Here is a 16,234-nt window from a genome sequence, read left to right on the forward strand (position 1 = left end):
GCAGATGGCAGTAATAATTTTAATTTAGATAAGACAGGTAAATAACCGTGTATTCGGCTGTTTAAAATTACAAAATCATCTGACAATCTATTAAAAATCGGTAGGAATGCTGTGCAGTCAATGGCAAACTAATTCCTGATAGCATTAAGCTTCAAGCCGACCAATCACAACACATTTGCACCATAACTTCGCTACATAATTCTTGCCATTAGTTGATATGAATTAGATTATTTCGGAGTGCCTCACATGGCAACAGCAGACCCCGCGACTCTGGCTCAACCCCGCTTTTTGGGACTTCCAGAAACACAAGGAACCCGTCTATTTCTTCTGGTTGGCTCGACTGCGGCTGTCTTGGCCGTTATGGCAGGCATTTGGATCTGGAGCTCGCAACCGGATTATCGGGTGCTGTTTTCCAATTACACCGACCGGGACGGCGGTGCGATTGTCGCCTCCTTACAGCAAATGAATGTGCCCTATAAATTCTCCGAAGGTGGCACGGCCATTTTAGTGCCGGAAAATCAAGTCCACGATGCGCGTCTTAAATTGGCATTACAGGGATTACCAAAGGGCGGCAATGTCGGATTTGAATTAATGGAAAACCAAAAAATGGGGATTTCTCAATTTTTGGAACAGATTAATTTTCAACGTGCCTTAGAAGGCGAATTAGCACGTTCGATTGAAACCATTTCAGCAGTACAAAGCGCGCGGGTACATTTAGCAATACCCAAAGATACAGTCTTCATGCGCGAACAACAAAAACCGACCGCTTCCGTTATTCTGAATCTCTATTCCAGCCGCTTGCTGGACCAGCAGCAAGTCAGTGCCATCATTCATTTGGTTGCGTCCAGCGTTCCTGAATTACCTGCGCAAAATGTCACTATCGTCGATCAAAGCGGCAATCTGCTGTCTGACACGACCAAACAAACTTCTAACGGACTAAACCCGACCCAACTTAAATATGTGCACGAATTGCAGCAGGATATTGTCAAACGCATTGAATCCATCATTAGCCCGATTGTGGGACCCAATAATGTCCGTGCAGAAGCTAGCGCCGATGTCGATTTTACGCATGTAGAACAAGCCGCTGAAACTTACAAACCCAATCAACCGCCCGAAACCGCCAGCGTGCGCAGCATGCAAAACAGCGAATCCGGAAATAAATCGGCAACGAATGCATCAGGCATTCCCGGCTCATTTAGTAATCAACCACCTACCAATGCGACGGCTCCCATCGTCACTGGCGCGGCTGCGGCAAGTGCGGCCGCCGCAGCTAATGGCGCTGTTACCCAAAAAGAATCCACCATTAATTATGAGCTGGATAAAACCGTGCGTTATACCCAGCTAGCCATGGGTGGAATTAAGCGCTTAGCGGTTGGTGTTGTGGTAAATTTTAAGCACGAAATCGATAAAAACGGCAAGCCAGTCAATCGCGAATTAAACGACGCAGAAAAAGCGCAAATCACCTCATTAGCCAAAGAAGCGATGGGCTTCAGCCAAGAGCGCGGCGACACGTTAAATGTCGTTAATAGCCAATTTATAAGCACAGAAAAAGATCTGGCTGATGTACCGTTTTGGAAGCAGCCCGCAACGATAGAATTAATTAAAAATATATTGAAATACCTGGCTGGCGCAATCGCCATCATGTATCTGTTTTTTGGCTACCTAAAACCTTTGCTACGTAAAATCATGGATAGAAATGCGGCGCGCGAGCGGGAAGAAGCCAGGTACAGAGCAACGCCTAACCTGGATGAGCAACTCAACGAAGACGGATCAGTCGTCAATTTATCCAAACCGGAAGTAGTCGAAGAATTCCAGTTTAAAGCAGCACATGCGTATGAAAAAGATTTAGAGGTGGCGCAAAACCTGGCAAAACAAGATCCTAAGATCGTTGCCAACGTTGTTAAAACCTGGGTGAATAGTGAATAAGTAGTAAGTGAGTCAGTAATGAATCAGTAGCAAATGAAAGGGTTGCAATGAGCGACGTAGGCCTACAAAAAGCAGCCATCTTAATGCTGGCACTGGGCGAAGATTGTGCTTCCGAGGTAATGCGGCATTTAGGCCCTCGCGAAGTACAAAAGCTCGGCATTTCCATGGCAGGCATGACTGCAATTCCACACGAAACGGTGGCGGCAACACTCGGTGAATTTTTAAATGACGCCGATGTCAGCTCGTCGATGGGAATTGATTCGGACGACTATATTCGCAATGTATTAACTAAAGCACTCGGCGACGACAAAGCGTCCTCGCTACTTAACCGCATTCTTGGCGGACGCGATGCCAGCGGTATAGAAAGCTTAAAGTGGATGGATTCGCCTTCCGTGGCAGAGCTGATTCGCAATGAGCATCCACAAATTATCGCCACCATTCTGGTGCACCTGGAACGTGATCAAGCCTGTGAAATTTTAACCAATTTTACCGAGCGCCTGCGCAACGACGTAATTTTGCGCATCGCCACCTTAGACGGTATTCAACCTGCGGCATTACGTGAATTAAATGACGTTCTCACAAAACTGTTAACCGGTAATGAAAGCCTGAAGAAAAAAACCATCGGCGGAGTGCGCGCTGCGGCTGAAATTTTGAACTTTATGAGCGGTGAACAGGAAGCATCGGTGATGAGTAACCTGCGCAATTACGATGGCGATATGGCCGAAAAAATCATGGATGAGATGTTTGTGTTTGACAATATTATGGATATTGATGACCGCGGCATCCAGCTCTTATTGCGCGAAGTTCAGTCAGACACTTTAATTGTTGCGCTCAAAGGAGCCAACCCTGAAATGCGCGACAAGATCTTTAAAAACATGTCGCAACGTGCTGCTGAAATGATGCGCGACGACTTGGAATCTAAAGGGCCGGTACGTTTATCCGAGGTAGAAGCGCAACAAAAAGCGATTTTAATTATCGTGCGCCGCTTGGCCGACGAAGGCCAAATTATGCTGGGTTCAAAAGGCGGGGAGGATGCGTTTGTCTGACGTGATCGCTAAAGGAAAACTCTCCGCGTACCAACGCTGGGAGATGACCTCCTTTGAGGAAAATACACCGGAAAACAAAAAGCCCGGCACGGATAAAGCTGTGGTTCAAATTACTGAATCCAATCAAAAAGAGCTCGATGATTTAAAAGTGTCAGCGCAAAAAGAAGGCTTTGCCAAAGGCTTTGAAGAAGGCCACCAGGTTGGACTCAAAACAGGACAACAAGAAGAGCAGCAAGAACTAGTCGCATTCAAACAGATCAGCACGCAATTCAATGCGTCTTTGCAGCAAGCCGAACACTTGGTTGCGCAAGAGGTTCTTGATTTGGCGCTTGATATTGCCAAAGCGATGCTCAAAAATGCGCTCACCATCAACCCCGAATTAATTATCCCCATCATCGAACAGGCAATAGCAAGCCTGCCTTCGGTGCAACAACCTGCACAATTATTTCTCAACCCCAAAGACGCCATCTTAGTCCAAGCTAAAATCGGTGCCGAACTCAGCGAAGCCGGTTGGGTTATTGTGCCCGACGCGCATTTAAAAATTGGCGACTGTCGGATTGAAACAATGAAAAATCAGATTAATGCCTCTCTCAGTTCACGCTGGCAGCAAATAGCCGAAGCATTAGGACGTGAAAACAGTTGGTATGTTGTCGACCATACAGAGCACCGGCGATGAATACCGAAGCAACTCCCCTACCCTCGCTCGCCTTATGCAAAACCTATTTGAATAATGCGAAAGAAGTCATTGAATTAGTTGGCAACTTTGACATTGCGGGCCGCATTACCCGGGTAACCGGCTTGGTGATTGAAGCGGTTGGGCTTAAATTACCGATGGGCAGTGCCTGTATTATTGCGCTCCAAAATGGTGAAGAGATCAACGCCGAAATCGTTGGTTTCGATAATGAAAAAGTATTTCTGATGCCGCAAAATTCGGTTGAAGGACTGCTACCCGGCACGCCGGTTTTTGCCGCCAAAGCGACCGACAGCATTTGCCCGGTCAACTTGACCATACGCCCGTCACGCCGCGCAGTAGATCGCACGCGCCACCTTCCGGTTGGCTATGAACTACTAGGCCGGGTGTTAGATGGCGCAGGAAAACCGCTAGACAGTTTAGGTCCGTTAAACACCACGCAAAGTGCTGCGCTTAAATCACGTTCAATCAACCCTCTACATCGAGCACCGATCACAGAAATTTTGGATGTCGGGGTGCGCGCCATCAACAGCATGCTCACCATCGGACGCGGCCAGCGCATGGGCTTATTTGCCGGTTCCGGCGTGGGTAAAAGCGTTTTGCTAGGAATGATGGCGCGGTACACCAGCGCCGACGTGATCGTGGTCGGATTAATCGGTGAACGTGGTCGGGAAGTAAAAGAATTTATTGAACAGATTTTAGGTGCTCAAGGTTTAGCACGTTCCGTGGTTGTTGCTGCTCCTGCTGACACGCCGCCTTTAATGCGCTTACAGGGTGCGGCTTACGCCACGACCATTGCCGAATTTTTCCGCGATCAGGGTAAAAGTGTTTTATTAATTATGGATTCATTGACCCGCTATGCCATGGCACAGCGCGAAATTGCCTTAGCCATTGGTGAACCACCAGCCACCAAAGGTTACCCACCTTCAGTGTTTGCCAAACTACCGCTGTTAGTCGAACGTGCCGGCAACAGCTTGCCCGGCGGCGGTTCCATTACGGCTTTTTATACGGTACTGACAGAAGGTGACGACCAGCAAGACCCGATAGCAGATGCCGCGCGGGCCATTTTAGATGGGCATATTGTGCTGGATCGTACTTTGGCAGATTCCGGTCATTACCCGGCAATCGATATCGAACAGTCAATTAGTCGTGCAATGACGAATATTGCCAGCCCTTCGCACCAAAAAGCAGCGCGGAAACTTAAGCAATTAGTTTCCAGATATCAACATAGTCGCGATTTGATCAGTGTTGGTGCTTATTCCGCAGGGACTGATCCTGTTTTAGATGAAGCTATTTTGAATCATCTAAAAATTGAACATTTTTTACAGCAAGGCATACAAGAAAGATCAAGTATTACCGAGAGCTTAGGGCAACTTACCACGTTATTCTAAGAATTGATTCCGGCAGCACCAATCTATACTTGTTACATAGGAGTCTACGATTATGGCTCAATCATCACCTCTCACGACATTAATTGAACTTGCCGAACGGATGACCGATGAGGCCGCGGCCAAGTTGGGCCTCGCCATACGCTCTTGTGATGAATTAGAGCAAAAATTGAATTTGCTGAAGAAGTACCGGGATGATTATTCCCTGAAGATGCAAGCCGAATTAAAAGTCGGTCGTAACATGCAGCACATACGCAATTTTCAGCTCTTTCTGGGCAAAATTGATGACGCTATCAAGGGCCAGCAACTATTAGTAATTAGTGCACAACAGCGGGTGCTGGTCGCACGTCAGAATTGGCAAGATCAGGAAAGAAAGCGGATGTCTTATTCGACCTTGGAAGTACGGGCTGAAAAAGTTCAACAAAAAAAAGAAGCCCGGCGCGATCAACGGCAAAACGATGAACATGGCACCCGACAAGCATTTTTTAAGCGTTAGTATTTTAAGTAATGATATCGCGATGAAAACAGGAACAGAATTAGATCAGTGAGGAGCATATCGGCTGATTAATTAGCAGCAGTAGCAAATTTAATCAAAACACAGGTCAATATTATGCATGCCACTATTCCAACCGCTCCCTCATCCCCTATCACGGTTCAAAATAGCGGCACCGCATCGGCGGCAAACAAGTCTGCTTCCGGGGATTCATTTAATCAAGTACTCAGCAATGAAATGAATGCACAAGCGCCAGCGAAAGCTCCCGCTACCAGCTCATCTGCAAGCCCAGCTTCCAACGCATCATCTAGCGCACCGGCCACTGGCAAAAAAAACAGTACGGCAACAACCGCACCATCAACACCAACGCAGCCAGCCAACCAATCTAGCTCCGCAACAGACACGCAGGCAAACGCGGCTGCCGCTCTCACTGCTGCCGCCGTCGCTGCTGCCGCCGCAGCCGCAAGCGCATCGGTAGTACCAACTAACCCGATTAATTCCACAACGGCCACATCGGACGCAACATCAACAGCTTCAACAGCGTCCACAGCAAATGCGGCAATACTGGCGAGTTCGGCTGCTGCGATACCAACATCATTTACACCTGTCGCACCGCCTCCCGCCAGCAACACTAAAGCACCGGTTGCCAGCAATCTGATCAATGCAACAACGACCAAAACAGCGGGCACACCAATTCCTGCACAAACAGCCCCCACTGCGAATCAGACTAAAGTGACTGGCAGTTTGTCTCAAAACCTGTCACCGCAGCCGGGGCTATTTTCATCAAGCTTAAAAGCAGCCCAGTTTGCCCAGACAGCGCCCGCTGTCAATAGCAACGCAGCTACTTCCGCCACAGCGCCCTCCGCAACTGAAACAACCGAACCGGCGCCAACCGTTACCGTTCCAACGGTCGCTAATTCAAGTGCATCGGCAGCGGCCTTAACTAACGCGGCAATCAACACCAGTTTGCAGGTACAAACGCTTAAAACCGCGAATCAGGGTCTCAATGCAACACAGCTCAGCGCGATTGCACCGGTTCTTACTTTACCAACGACAACAAATGCAATGGATGCAACGTCGAGTAACGCCATAGCTCCCCCAGTTGGCACGCCAAATTGGGAGCAAGCAGTTGGCCAAAAAATTAGCTGGATGGCGGTAGGCGGTCAGCAAAGTGCATCGCTTACGCTAAACCCACCGGATTTAGGCCCGTTGCAAGTGGTATTAAGTGTCAATAATCAGCATGTTAGCGCGACGTTTATTTCACATCAGCCAGAAGTACGTGCAGCGCTTGAAAGTGCCATTCCTAAATTGCGCGAAATGATGGGGCAATCAGGCATTCAATTGGGTGAGTGCAATGTAAGCAGTCAAACCAAACAACAGCAAGAGTTTGCACAACGTCAGTCAAATTCAACTAACTCAATTAACTCGACCAATAGCAGCGTCAGTACAGTTGGCTTGACACAACTAAATCAGTCTGATGGTGGTCGAGGTGGAATCGGCTTAGTGGATACCTTTGTTTAATGTTTAATTTGCGCTTTGTGCCCGCTTGTCATTGATATGCCCTATAAAAAACACTATATTTTATTTAGGCAATACTGGACGAGTGGTGAAATAGTGGAGAAATAGTGGAGAAATTAAGCTGCTCTAATTTTCATAACAAACCGAAGGATGTCAGATGTCAAAACCACCGCCAAAACCAGAAGCAGCTGCGGCCGATGCCGTTGTTCCAGAAACCGGCTCAAAAAAGAAAAAAATCATCATTATTGCTGTCATTGTTGCCGTGATATTAGCGAGTGCTGGTGGCGGCGCAATGATGTTTTTAGGGAAAAAAGATCCTAACAAAAAAGACGAAAAAAAATCCGCAGAAAAATCAACTCCGCCGGTATTTCTTGCTTTGGATAATTTTGTCGTCAATGTGCAATCGGAAAACGGCGACAAATTTCTGCAGGCAGGCATCACATTACAAGTCAAAAATGAAGAGCAAATGACCTATTACAAAGGGTATATGCCGCAATTACGCAGCCGGATACTTTTATTACTATCCAGCAAAGCGGCAGATGAATTGCTCACGAATGAGGGAAAAGAAAAGCTGAGCAGCGACATTATCAAGCAGATTCAGCGCCCCTACAATAACGAAGAACCCACTCCCAAGGAGGCTGAAGAGCGCAAAATACTCGGTGTGTACTTCACTTCTTTCATGATTCAATAACACGGAAACTTCGCACATCCATGTCAGATAATTTCCTTTCCCAAGAAGAAGTTGATGCCCTTTTAAAAGGGGTCACTGGGGATCAGGACGACGCAGACACACAGGAGGACACAGGTAGCGTTCGCACTTACAACCTGGCGACGCAAGAACGGATAGTGCGCGGCCGGATGCCGACGCTGGAAATTATTAACGAACGTTTTGCGCGCTTATTACGTATCGGTTTATTTAATTTTTTACGCCGTAGTGCAGAAGTGTCCGTTGGTACGGTTCGGGTTTCAAAGTACAGCGAATTTATTCGCAACCTGGTGGTGCCGACCAATCTTAATTTAATCCATATGAAACCCCTGCGCGGCACCGCATTGATTGTGATGGACCCCAATTTAGTGTTTTTATTGGTCGACAATTTATTTGGCGGCGATGGCCGATTTCATACCCGCGTTGAAGGGCGTGACTTTACCCAGACTGAGCAACGGATTATTTTACGCATACTGGATATTATCTTTGAGACCTATGCAAAATCATGGAACCCCGTTTATCCGGTTGAGTTTGAATATATTCGTTCAGAAATGAACACCCAGTTTGCCAATATCGCCACACCAAATGAAGTCGTCGTTTGCACTACTTTTACAATAGAACTCGGCCCGGTGAGCGGTGAAATGCATTTTTGCATGCCCTATTCCATGATTGAGCCGATCCGCGATACGCTGACCAGCAGCTTACAAGGTGAAACCCTGGAAGTCGATAAACGCTGGGTCCGATTAATGACACAACAAATTCAAATTGCCGAAGTTGAACTTGTCGCTGATTTAGGAACGGCCAACATGAACTTAGGCGCTATTTTAAATTTACGGGTAGGCGACATTATCCCTTTGACAGTACCAGAAACTCTCTCTGCCAAAGTAGATGGCACGCCAGTGATGGAATGTAAATATGGAATTTTTAACGCCCAATACGCGCTTAAAGTTGAAAAGCTACTTTCATCCAGTGCCCAGGAAATGGCCGTGGAAGCGCAGGTAGAATCCAAGCAAGGAGCACGTCATGGATGACATGAATGAAAATTCCGCCCCAGCCGAAGACTCCCCTATTGATGAGGATGATTGGGGCGCAGCAATTGCGGAACAAGAGAAGGCAGATGCTGCGGCAGCTTTAGCGAAACCACCCGAAGTGCAAGCCACGGTATTTCAGGAATTAAGCCCAAAACAAAACAAGCTCGAAACCCATAACGATATTGATTTTATTTTAGATATCCCGGTTCAACTCACTGTGGAATTAGGACGCACTAAAATTGCCATTAAAAACTTACTGCAATTAGCGCAAGGCTCGGTAGTAGAACTTGATGGCATGGCGGGTGAACCGATGGATGTCTTGGTCAACGGATGTTTAATCGCGCAAGGCGAAGTGGTCGTGGTGAATGATAAATTCGGGATACGCTTAACCGACATCATTACCCCAGCTGAACGCATTCGTAAGCTTAATAAATGAAGCTACTCACTTTATTTTGGCTAGTTGTCTACTGCTCTGCCAGTCATGCGGTTGACGCGTCCGCTGGTTCTGCCGCCGGCTCAACTACCAGCTTGGCAGCAGGTAATTTAATTCAGGTTACGTTAAGTTTACTACTGGTCATCGCAATACTCATTGCGCTGAGCGTGGCGTTTAAAAAATTTGGATTAAACCGGATTCAAGCTGCTTTTCCGGTCAAGGTAGTTGGTGCAATCAGCGTGGGAAACCATCAACGGATTATGGTCATTGAAGCTGGCGATGAATGGATCGTGTTAGGCGTTACCCCTCAACATATTTCAACCATTACCAGCATGCCACGCCAAAAATCTGACGATACGAGCAATAGCAACGGCAACAACAAGGCACATTTTTCTACATGGATGCAGAGCGCCCTAGAGAAATATCATGTCAAAAAAACCTAAGCCAAACAATCATTTAGCCAGCACCGCGTTAATTAGTATCAGCCTGTGCTTGCTATGTTTAATTTCTAACGACGCATTTGCACAAGTCCCCGTGGTGACTAGCACACCCACTACCGGTGGGGGTCAAAATTATGTCTTGAGTATTCAGACACTGCTATTTTTAACCTCACTGTCCTTCCTGCCCGCTGCTTTATTAATGATGACGAGCTTTACCCGCATCGTCATTGTGCTTTCCATGTTGCGGCAGGCGATAGGCACGGCAAGCTCTCCGCCTAACCAGGTGATTATTGGCTTATCGTTATTTTTAACTTTGTTTGTGATGAGTCCGGTCATCGACAAAATTTATCAAGATGCGTATCAGCCCTTTAATGAAAACAAAATCACCTTAACCGATGCGTTAGATAAGGGAGCAAAGCCACTCAAACAATTCATGATGAAGCAAACTCGCCAGGCTGATTTAGCGCTCTACATCAAACTTGCCCGTTCGCCTCAAATACAGGGCCCCGAAGACGTGACATTAACCGTGTTGATTCCAGCTTTTATCACCAGCGAACTTAAAACCGCATTTCAAATCAGCTTTGCCATTTTCATTCCATTTTTAATTATTGACATGGTCGTAGCGTGTGTATTGATGTCGATGGGGATGATGATGATGTCACCCGCCACGGTCTCCTTGCCTTTTAAAATAATGTTATTCGTTTTAGTCGATGGCTGGCAGTTATTAATAGGTTCATTAGCACAGAGTTTTTATTAGAAGACGGGAGCAAAAATGACCCCTGAACAAGTAATGACTATCGGCCGGCATGCGATGCAAATCACGCTGATGATTGCGATTCCGATGTTGCTGGTAGCGCTGACAATTGGGTTGATGGTGAGTATTTTCCAGGCAGCGACGCAGATTAATGAAATGACCTTATCGTTTATTCCTAAGCTGATCGGTGTGTTTTTAGTGTTGGATCTTGCAGGGCCATGGATGCTGACTATTTTGACCGATTATATGCGGGAGTTGTTTATGGGGATTCCTGGGATGGTGAGTTAAAAATTGGGACTTACGCGCTGTAATGCGCTGTTTAGTTAACCAATAACAGCATTAACGTCATCCTCGCGTAGGCGGGGATCCAGTGCACGCAGTACCTTTAGTGTTCAATTTACTAGCTTCTGGATTCCCGCCTGCGCGGGAATGACGTTAATGGCGAAATGGTTATGCAACTTTTTTGAGCTTAACTGAGCGACTTTAGGCTACGTGTTGTGCTTTTTAATATTTGCTAGTGGTGATGGTTTTGATGTTGATGTTGATGTTGATGTTGATGTTGATGTTGATGTTGATGTTGATGTTGTTTTTGACGTTGCTTTTGACCTACCCCCACTTCTAGTTCGGCCGGTTTTTCTAAGGAAAAAAGGATAAGAAAGGTTCGCTGTTTGAGCGTAGCGAGTTTCGAACTTTTCCCTTTTTTTCTTAGAAAAATCGGGGTTTCCGAAATAGCGTGGTCGCCTTTTTTGGCCTACCTTTTTTGGCGACGCAAAAAAGGCAGGTAGCTGCCGGTCTACCACCGGCCCCAAGCCTTAAGTTTGTCATTCAGGTTGATTAATTTAAGTCTGATTAATATCAGGTTGTGATTTTTAAATTCGTCAAAACCGGTTGATATACGGTTTGTTCTTGAACTGCTTTCGGAGTTGATCCATTGCTTATAGGCCGGTGGTAGACCGGCGGCTAGTTACCTTTTTTGCTTCGCCAAAAAAGGTAACCCAAAAAAGGCGACCACGCTATTTCGGAAACCCCGATTATTTAACGGAAAAATGGGAAAAGTTCGAAACTCGCTGCGGTGTAAAAACCTTGGGTACCTGTGGGAGACTTCCCTTGCAAGGGAAGTCCGTTCCGCAAGCGCGGAGCAATGCTCCACGAAACCCTTGCTACACCTCAAACAGCGAACCTTTCTTATCCATTTTCCCGTTAAATAACCGGCCAAACTAGAAGTGGGGGTAGGTCAAAGTCAACAGCAAGGTCAAGGTCAACAGCAACAGCAAAGTCAAGATCAACACCAACACAAGTAAATATTAACCAACTCAGCACATCAGTAAATAAATAAGATGAACTAATCTAATACCCAAAAAGATCCAACATGCTCTCCATTTCAAGCGATCAATTAATTATCTGGGTAAATTCATTTATCTGGCCCCTAACCCGAATACTCGGTTTAATTGCGATTGCCCCGATCTTTGGCAATGCGGCTATTCCTGTCCCAATGAAAATCAGCTTCGGCGTAGTGCTAGCCCTTTTAGTCGCCCCCACCCTACATAACCTACCCTTAATTGATCCAATTTCACTACCGGGAATGTTAATTTTAATCGAGCAATTTGTGATTGGTGTCGCGATGGGTTTCACCATTCAAGTGGTATTTGGCAGTGTAGATTTAGCGGGCAATTTAATCGGGATGTCGATGGGCTTAGGTTTCGCGTCCTTCTTTGATCCACAAACACGCGGCAACACCCCTGCCATCAGCCAATTCCTCACCCTGGTAACCACCATGTTATTTTTAAGCCTGAATTTACACCTGGCTTTACTCAGCACCTTGGTAGAAAGTTTTACCAAACTCCCGATAGGCGTCGACTTAACACTGCAACCAGGCATTTGGCTACACATCGTCAGCGCAGCTTCGGTCATTTTCAGTTCTGGCGTTCAACTGGCACTGCCCATTATCGCGGCCTTATTAGTGACCAATATCGCCCTGGGAATTTTAACCAGAGCAGCGCCGCAACTGAATATTTTCGGGATTGGCTTCCCCATTACCATGACGGTCGGCTTCCTAATGTTGTTCATCATCATCCCTTACCTCGCACTTCCGCTACAGAAAATATTAGAGTTTGGGATACAGCTGGCCGCTCTGCGTTAACATCCGTTTTAGTTTCAGTATCTCTGCCAACAAATTGAATAGAAAACACAGGTAAAAAACAGCTTGCGTGTTCAGACACACGGGAAACATATAAAAAAATAAACAAATGAGGCTGTATTTACAGCCTCATTTGTTCTTGATTGCTAAAAAGAGCCGTTCAGCTCTTAAAGAGACAGCAAGTCAAATTGCATCAACCCGCTTTACGACGGCGAAGCAAGCCAAGCGCTGCTAGCCCGATACCAAATAACCACAGAGACACAGGCTCAGGAACAGAAGAAGGAACAGTTTGCCCTGCTTTTTGAGAGCCAATCGTGACATCGGCGAAGGCAACCTCATTGACTGCCCCGCCAAAGTCCACCGACTGGGCATTTCCAGCGAAAGTAACGCCAATCGCGTCATACGGGCAGAAATTCGTGCCGCCGCAACCGCTATCGCCATCATTCTTCGTCAACGGTAAATCGATGGTGGCCAGCAGCGTCCCGGTGTCGTCCAACCCGCTCCAGACGTTAACAAACGCCGCATCGGAAGGGGAGCTGTAATAGAAGGAGAAGCCAGTATTAAATCCATTCAGAACGTCCATTGTATCTGCCGCTCCCGACAAAAAGAACACAGCGTTGGCCCCAGCCCCCCCTGGGATTTCGCCGGTGTTGCATACCCCGCTAGGATATCCACTACAGGTGAGTGCATTCGCAGAGAAAGTGATTCCATAGTTTGTACCGGGGCCCGAGCCATCGCCGCCAAGGCCGCCGTTATAATAATTCAGCACGGGTTCTTCGGCCGAACCTTTGAGTCCGGCAAAATTAAGCACCTGAGCGGTGGCCGACGTTACCCACAGACTGGCAACGGACAGAGCAAGAACGAGAAGAACGCGTTTCAATGTCAAATTCATATGATTCCTATATTGAATAATACACAAGGGGAAGGTCGGGAGACCATTAAGCACAAACCATGCCGCCTTATGTACAGCAATACAAATCAACGATTTTCTAAATTGATAGATCAAATCTCGATTGTCGAGTGTAAAGTTTTCCGACACGCCCGTGAAGTAGATCAACCCTGTAACGCAGACATATTCTTCCCTCCGCGACATATGACAACTACAGAGACAAAAAACAGAATGACTCTTAGTTCTTTAGATAAAATGACGGATTGGCCCACGGAGTATTAGATGCCTTGAGATTTCCGGAATAGTATCCAGGAACCAGCGGTGAACCGAGGCTATTGGACAAAGTAAGTGTTGGAGCACCACCAATCATGGGCGCGCCGTAAGTGGCATTGCCGTGGTACCGGAATTCAATTCGTTCGCTCAGCTGATCTGCGTAGACTGACTGTGTTCCATCTTGAATCGGCACTTCAAATGGTCCATCTATGTCGGTGAAGTGCCGGCTTTCTCCACCGGCAATATATCCATTTCCATACAGATCGTAACGTGATTGAGTATCGTGCCAGCTTTTGACAGTGAGTTGGAGCGTAAGTACACCAATCTGCCCATTATTGCAGCCTTATTAGTGACTAATATCGCCCTGGGAATTTTAACCAGAGCAGCGCCGCAACTGAATATTTTCGGGATAGGCTTCCCAATTACCATGACAGTCGGCTTCTTAATGCTGTTCATCATCATCCCTTACCTGGCACTTCCGCTACAGAAAATTTTAGAGTTTGGAATACAGCTGGCAGCACTGCGTTAATACCCGCTTTAGTTTCAGCAAATCTGCGGGCAATTAAATTTATAACGCCTGAAATATAAAAACGCTGTATGTTTTTCAAGGATACGCAAATGGCAGGTAAGTGGCAGGTTGCTGCCAGATGGGGCTTGGGGATGACTGTGTCAAGTGTGCCCATACTTGACGGTCGAGGTTCTACATTGCGGTCATTCAAAATTTGGAAAATCAATCTCTTTTTATTGGTTCTTTTATTTGAATTTTCATTCGTTGGGAAATTCGAATTACACCAGAATCTCGATCAAAATTTATCCAATCGAATGTGATGACCCCATCTGCGGCATGAAACGTTGTTTCATCTAAACTCGCTGTATCAAATATCGGATTGTTCGGTCTTAGAATTCTGATTCGATAATTAAAATCACCATTATCGGCATACTTTGTAAGCACAAAATGTTTTGAATCACCTTTATATACGTAGTCCCCCATCCAAACTGCGTTAGATCCACAAAATTTAAAACCAGTGTAGAAATCAATCTTTTTTAATCCGCTGGGATCTTTTTTAAAAGTCATCCATGGAGTACCTAGTCGATAAGGCTTAAGTAAAGAGTCGCAGATTTGCTCCTGCTCTTTAAAAAATAGATCAATTTCGCCATTTGTGACAACTCTCCGCCTGCTGTATTTTTCGGTTTCAAGGACTTCAAAATCAACTGAAATCGGATTGTCTGAGATATTTTTTTCCTTGTCTAAAGTAGAGTTTTGCTGCATTTTCGATGAGATAAGAACAGAATTCCCAACATCTGATAATGCTGTTGCGTTGGTTATGAATGCATTCAAATCAATAGCGTTACTGGTATTATTTCCACATGCACGTTTCTTGGAGTGATCAACTGCATACTTCATCGTTGCCAATTTACTTCCATCTCTTCGATCAGTAACGGTTAACGTATATTGAATCAATCCACGATTAACTATGGCTTGATTTAGTTCGTCAGGATTTGAAATTTCGTGAGTGACGAGCACATCTGATAATGTAGAGTCGGAGATCATGTCAGGCACAATGAGATTGTCTTCAACATCTTCAAACATATGGTCGGAGTCAATTATATATTTCGACATAATTGAACCAGACATTGGAGCCCAATCTAAATGGATTGAGGAAACTTTTAACTTAGGCGAACGAAAATATTTTAGTTCTGAGTCTTCGCAGATTTTGACAAAATTTTTATCCGGCAAATACCTATTTTCAAGAGACTCCGCATAAAGAAATAACATGGCTCCAATAAATACGATAAATACCGGTGAAATCAAAGTAACAATGGCAAAAACCATTTTGTTATTTGTGGCCTTTTTTATCGCAATAATTGCCGCTAAAATATGTGCCAACAACAGAGAACAGCCGATAATCCACGCAAATTGAGGCCCACTCAACATCGCAAAAATTAGCGAATAAGCAGATAAAAGCAAGCCTATAACGGCTGCAGCTATGTATGGAATTTTTTGCATCGAGTAAGCTTTCAAAACGCATCACGTATTTAGCTACGAATTGCGCTATTCAAATAGATTTCTTATTGGAATTTACAAACAGCTTCATGCCCTGAACCATTCACTTTTCATTTTTGCGTCTTTTTTACTCAGACGGCTCAAGGGCAGCAAAGTGCCGAGGCCGTGTAAAAACAAGAATTCGCGCTGCAATTAAATTATTAGCGCTCAATCCGGCTTAGGAAGCAACTTACGACGCGTCAGTTTAATCGGAAATAGTCCTTTTGAGCATCCCATTTTTTTGAGCGCGATTCATAAAACGATCTAATTCGCGTTTAAATCAGCCTTGATTTAACGTATAAATCCCACCTCATCCCTGCATCGCCTGCATTAATGGCGCGATCCCGATAATTTTTATCATGCGCTTCATGTTGTACGCCAGCACATGCAAACTCATTTCGGTGGCCACGTGTTTTAGCGTTCGCATTAGGAAGTGCTGCGTGCCCATCCAGAATTTGATCGTGC

At 45.8% G+C, this 16,234-nt stretch carries 18 protein-coding genes and 1 pseudogene; 14 read left to right on the top strand and 5 right to left on the bottom strand.

The window, feature by feature from the left end:
- Window positions 1-246: 246 nt before the first annotated feature.
- From fliF to fliJ, 5 genes are read left to right on the top strand one after another with little or no spacing between them, the layout of a single operon-like run.
- Window positions 247-1,926 (top strand): flagellar basal-body MS-ring/collar protein FliF, encoded by a 1,680-nt coding sequence (fliF, locus tag S2091_RS22630; RefSeq protein WP_105534249.1) that lies wholly within the window; start codon window positions 247-249, stop codon window positions 1,924-1,926.
- 47 nt (window positions 1,927-1,973) lie between these two features.
- Complete coding sequence (gene fliG, locus S2091_RS22635) at window positions 1,974-2,972, top strand: flagellar motor switch protein FliG (RefSeq protein WP_105534250.1); 999 nt, start codon at window positions 1,974-1,976, stop codon at window positions 2,970-2,972.
- Entirely contained in the window at window positions 2,959-3,648 is a 690-nt protein-coding gene (locus S2091_RS22640; RefSeq protein WP_105534251.1) for a flagellar assembly protein FliH, read from the top strand. The genes fliG and S2091_RS22640 overlap by 14 nt, the downstream gene beginning before the upstream one ends.
- Entirely contained in the window at window positions 3,645-5,054 is a 1,410-nt protein-coding gene (fliI, locus tag S2091_RS22645; protein WP_105534252.1) for a flagellar protein export ATPase FliI, read from the top strand. The genes S2091_RS22640 and fliI overlap by 4 nt, the downstream gene beginning before the upstream one ends.
- 52 nt (window positions 5,055-5,106) lie before the next feature.
- The gene (fliJ, locus tag S2091_RS22650; protein WP_105534253.1) at window positions 5,107-5,547 is read left to right on the top strand and encodes a flagellar export protein FliJ; all 441 of its coding nucleotides are present in this window, start codon (window positions 5,107-5,109) and stop codon (window positions 5,545-5,547) included.
- A 215-nt stretch (window positions 5,548-5,762) separates the two neighbouring features.
- On the opposite strand, the gene S2091_RS24160 is transcribed toward fliJ, so the two are convergent.
- Window positions 5,763-6,233 (bottom strand): hypothetical protein, encoded by a 471-nt coding sequence (locus S2091_RS24160; RefSeq protein WP_165795075.1) that lies wholly within the window; start codon window positions 6,231-6,233, stop codon window positions 5,763-5,765.
- A 43-nt stretch (window positions 6,234-6,276) separates the two neighbouring features.
- Here S2091_RS24160 and S2091_RS24165 point away from each other — a divergent pair, with 43 nt between their 5' ends.
- From S2091_RS24165 to fliR, 8 genes are all read left to right on the top strand, one after another.
- Entirely contained in the window at window positions 6,277-7,065 is a 789-nt protein-coding gene (locus tag S2091_RS24165; RefSeq protein WP_165795076.1) for a flagellar hook-length control protein FliK, read from the top strand.
- A gap of 154 nt (window positions 7,066-7,219) precedes the next feature.
- Window positions 7,220-7,753, top strand: coding sequence for a flagellar basal body-associated protein FliL (gene fliL / locus S2091_RS22660; RefSeq protein WP_105534255.1), 534 nt, complete (start codon window positions 7,220-7,222; stop codon window positions 7,751-7,753).
- A 20-nt stretch (window positions 7,754-7,773) separates the two neighbouring features.
- A complete protein-coding gene (gene fliM, locus S2091_RS22665; RefSeq protein WP_105534256.1) occupies window positions 7,774-8,799 on the top strand; it encodes a flagellar motor switch protein FliM in 1,026 nt (341 codons plus the stop codon).
- A 1-nt stretch (window position 8,800) separates the two neighbouring features.
- The gene (gene fliN, locus S2091_RS22670; protein WP_105534267.1) at window positions 8,801-9,235 is read left to right on the top strand and encodes a flagellar motor switch protein FliN; all 435 of its coding nucleotides are present in this window, start codon (window positions 8,801-8,803) and stop codon (window positions 9,233-9,235) included.
- Complete coding sequence (gene fliO, locus S2091_RS22675; protein WP_105534257.1) at window positions 9,232-9,675, top strand: flagellar biosynthetic protein FliO; 444 nt, start codon at window positions 9,232-9,234, stop codon at window positions 9,673-9,675. The genes fliN and fliO overlap by 4 nt, the downstream gene beginning before the upstream one ends.
- The gene (fliP, locus tag S2091_RS22680; protein WP_105534258.1) at window positions 9,659-10,429 is read left to right on the top strand and encodes a flagellar type III secretion system pore protein FliP; all 771 of its coding nucleotides are present in this window, start codon (window positions 9,659-9,661) and stop codon (window positions 10,427-10,429) included. Before fliO ends, fliP begins: the two co-directional genes overlap by 17 nt.
- A 15-nt stretch (window positions 10,430-10,444) precedes the next feature.
- Window positions 10,445-10,714: a flagellar biosynthesis protein FliQ gene (fliQ, locus tag S2091_RS22685; protein WP_105534259.1), complete on the top strand. Its 270-nt coding sequence runs from the start codon at window positions 10,445-10,447 to the stop codon at window positions 10,712-10,714.
- Between the two features lie 1,081 nt (window positions 10,715-11,795).
- Window positions 11,796-12,566: a flagellar biosynthetic protein FliR gene (gene fliR, locus S2091_RS22695; protein ID WP_105534261.1), complete on the top strand. Its 771-nt coding sequence runs from the start codon at window positions 11,796-11,798 to the stop codon at window positions 12,564-12,566.
- A 190-nt stretch (window positions 12,567-12,756) separates the two neighbouring features.
- Here fliR and S2091_RS22700 read toward each other — a convergent pair whose 3' ends face one another.
- Together S2091_RS22700 and S2091_RS23895 are read right to left on the bottom strand one after the other, a co-directional pair.
- A complete protein-coding gene (locus S2091_RS22700; RefSeq protein WP_165795077.1) occupies window positions 12,757-13,620 on the bottom strand; it encodes a PEP-CTERM sorting domain-containing protein in 864 nt (287 codons plus the stop codon).
- A gap of 70 nt (window positions 13,621-13,690) precedes the next feature.
- Window positions 13,691-13,918: a hypothetical protein gene (locus S2091_RS23895; protein ID WP_133166965.1), complete on the bottom strand. Its 228-nt coding sequence runs from the start codon at window positions 13,916-13,918 to the stop codon at window positions 13,691-13,693.
- Between the two features lie 90 nt (window positions 13,919-14,008).
- Between S2091_RS23895 and S2091_RS22705 the strand changes: the two genes are divergently transcribed.
- Entirely contained in the window at window positions 14,009-14,254 is a 246-nt protein-coding gene (locus S2091_RS22705; RefSeq protein WP_423828256.1) for a flagellar biosynthetic protein FliR, read from the top strand.
- 201 nt (window positions 14,255-14,455) lie between these two features.
- Here the strand turns inward: S2091_RS22705 and S2091_RS22710 are convergent, their stop codons facing one another.
- Together S2091_RS22710 and S2091_RS24585 are read right to left on the bottom strand one after the other, a co-directional pair.
- Entirely contained in the window at window positions 14,456-15,733 is a 1,278-nt protein-coding gene (locus S2091_RS22710) for a hypothetical protein (protein WP_105534264.1), read from the bottom strand.
- A 346-nt stretch (window positions 15,734-16,079) separates the two neighbouring features.
- Window positions 16,080-16,234 (bottom strand): annotated as a pseudogene (locus tag S2091_RS24585) (IS5/IS1182 family transposase); the annotation flags it as partial.

This window comes from Solimicrobium silvestre (assembly GCF_002976435.1).
Classification (GTDB): domain Bacteria; phylum Pseudomonadota; class Gammaproteobacteria; order Burkholderiales; family Burkholderiaceae_D; genus Solimicrobium; species Solimicrobium silvestre.

What these genes read in the sequence shown, in the direction of transcription:
- fliL (WP_105534255.1), top strand. Translation starts at nt 7,220, where the DNA reads ATGTCAAAACCACCGCCAAAACCAGAAGCAGCTGCGGCCGATGCCGTT.
- S2091_RS22640 (WP_105534251.1), top strand. Translation starts at nt 2,959, where the DNA reads ATGCGTTTGTCTGACGTGATCGCTAAAGGAAAACTCTCCGCGTACCAA.
- fliR (WP_105534261.1), top strand. Translation starts at nt 11,796, where the DNA reads ATGCTCTCCATTTCAAGCGATCAATTAATTATCTGGGTAAATTCATTT.
- fliM (WP_105534256.1), top strand. Translation starts at nt 7,774, where the DNA reads ATGTCAGATAATTTCCTTTCCCAAGAAGAAGTTGATGCCCTTTTAAAA.
- fliP (WP_105534258.1), top strand. Translation starts at nt 9,659, where the DNA reads ATGTCAAAAAAACCTAAGCCAAACAATCATTTAGCCAGCACCGCGTTA.
- fliQ (WP_105534259.1), top strand. Translation starts at nt 10,445, where the DNA reads ATGACCCCTGAACAAGTAATGACTATCGGCCGGCATGCGATGCAAATC.
- fliO (WP_105534257.1), top strand. Translation starts at nt 9,232, where the DNA reads ATGAAGCTACTCACTTTATTTTGGCTAGTTGTCTACTGCTCTGCCAGT.
- fliG (WP_105534250.1), top strand. Translation starts at nt 1,974, where the DNA reads ATGAGCGACGTAGGCCTACAAAAAGCAGCCATCTTAATGCTGGCACTG.
- fliI (WP_105534252.1), top strand. Translation starts at nt 3,645, where the DNA reads ATGAATACCGAAGCAACTCCCCTACCCTCGCTCGCCTTATGCAAAACC.
- S2091_RS22710 (WP_105534264.1), bottom strand. Translation starts at nt 15,733, where the DNA reads ATGCAAAAAATTCCATACATAGCTGCAGCCGTTATAGGCTTGCTTTTA.
- fliN (WP_105534267.1), top strand. Translation starts at nt 8,801, where the DNA reads ATGAATGAAAATTCCGCCCCAGCCGAAGACTCCCCTATTGATGAGGAT.
- fliF (WP_105534249.1), top strand. Translation starts at nt 247, where the DNA reads ATGGCAACAGCAGACCCCGCGACTCTGGCTCAACCCCGCTTTTTGGGA.
- fliJ (WP_105534253.1), top strand. Translation starts at nt 5,107, where the DNA reads ATGGCTCAATCATCACCTCTCACGACATTAATTGAACTTGCCGAACGG.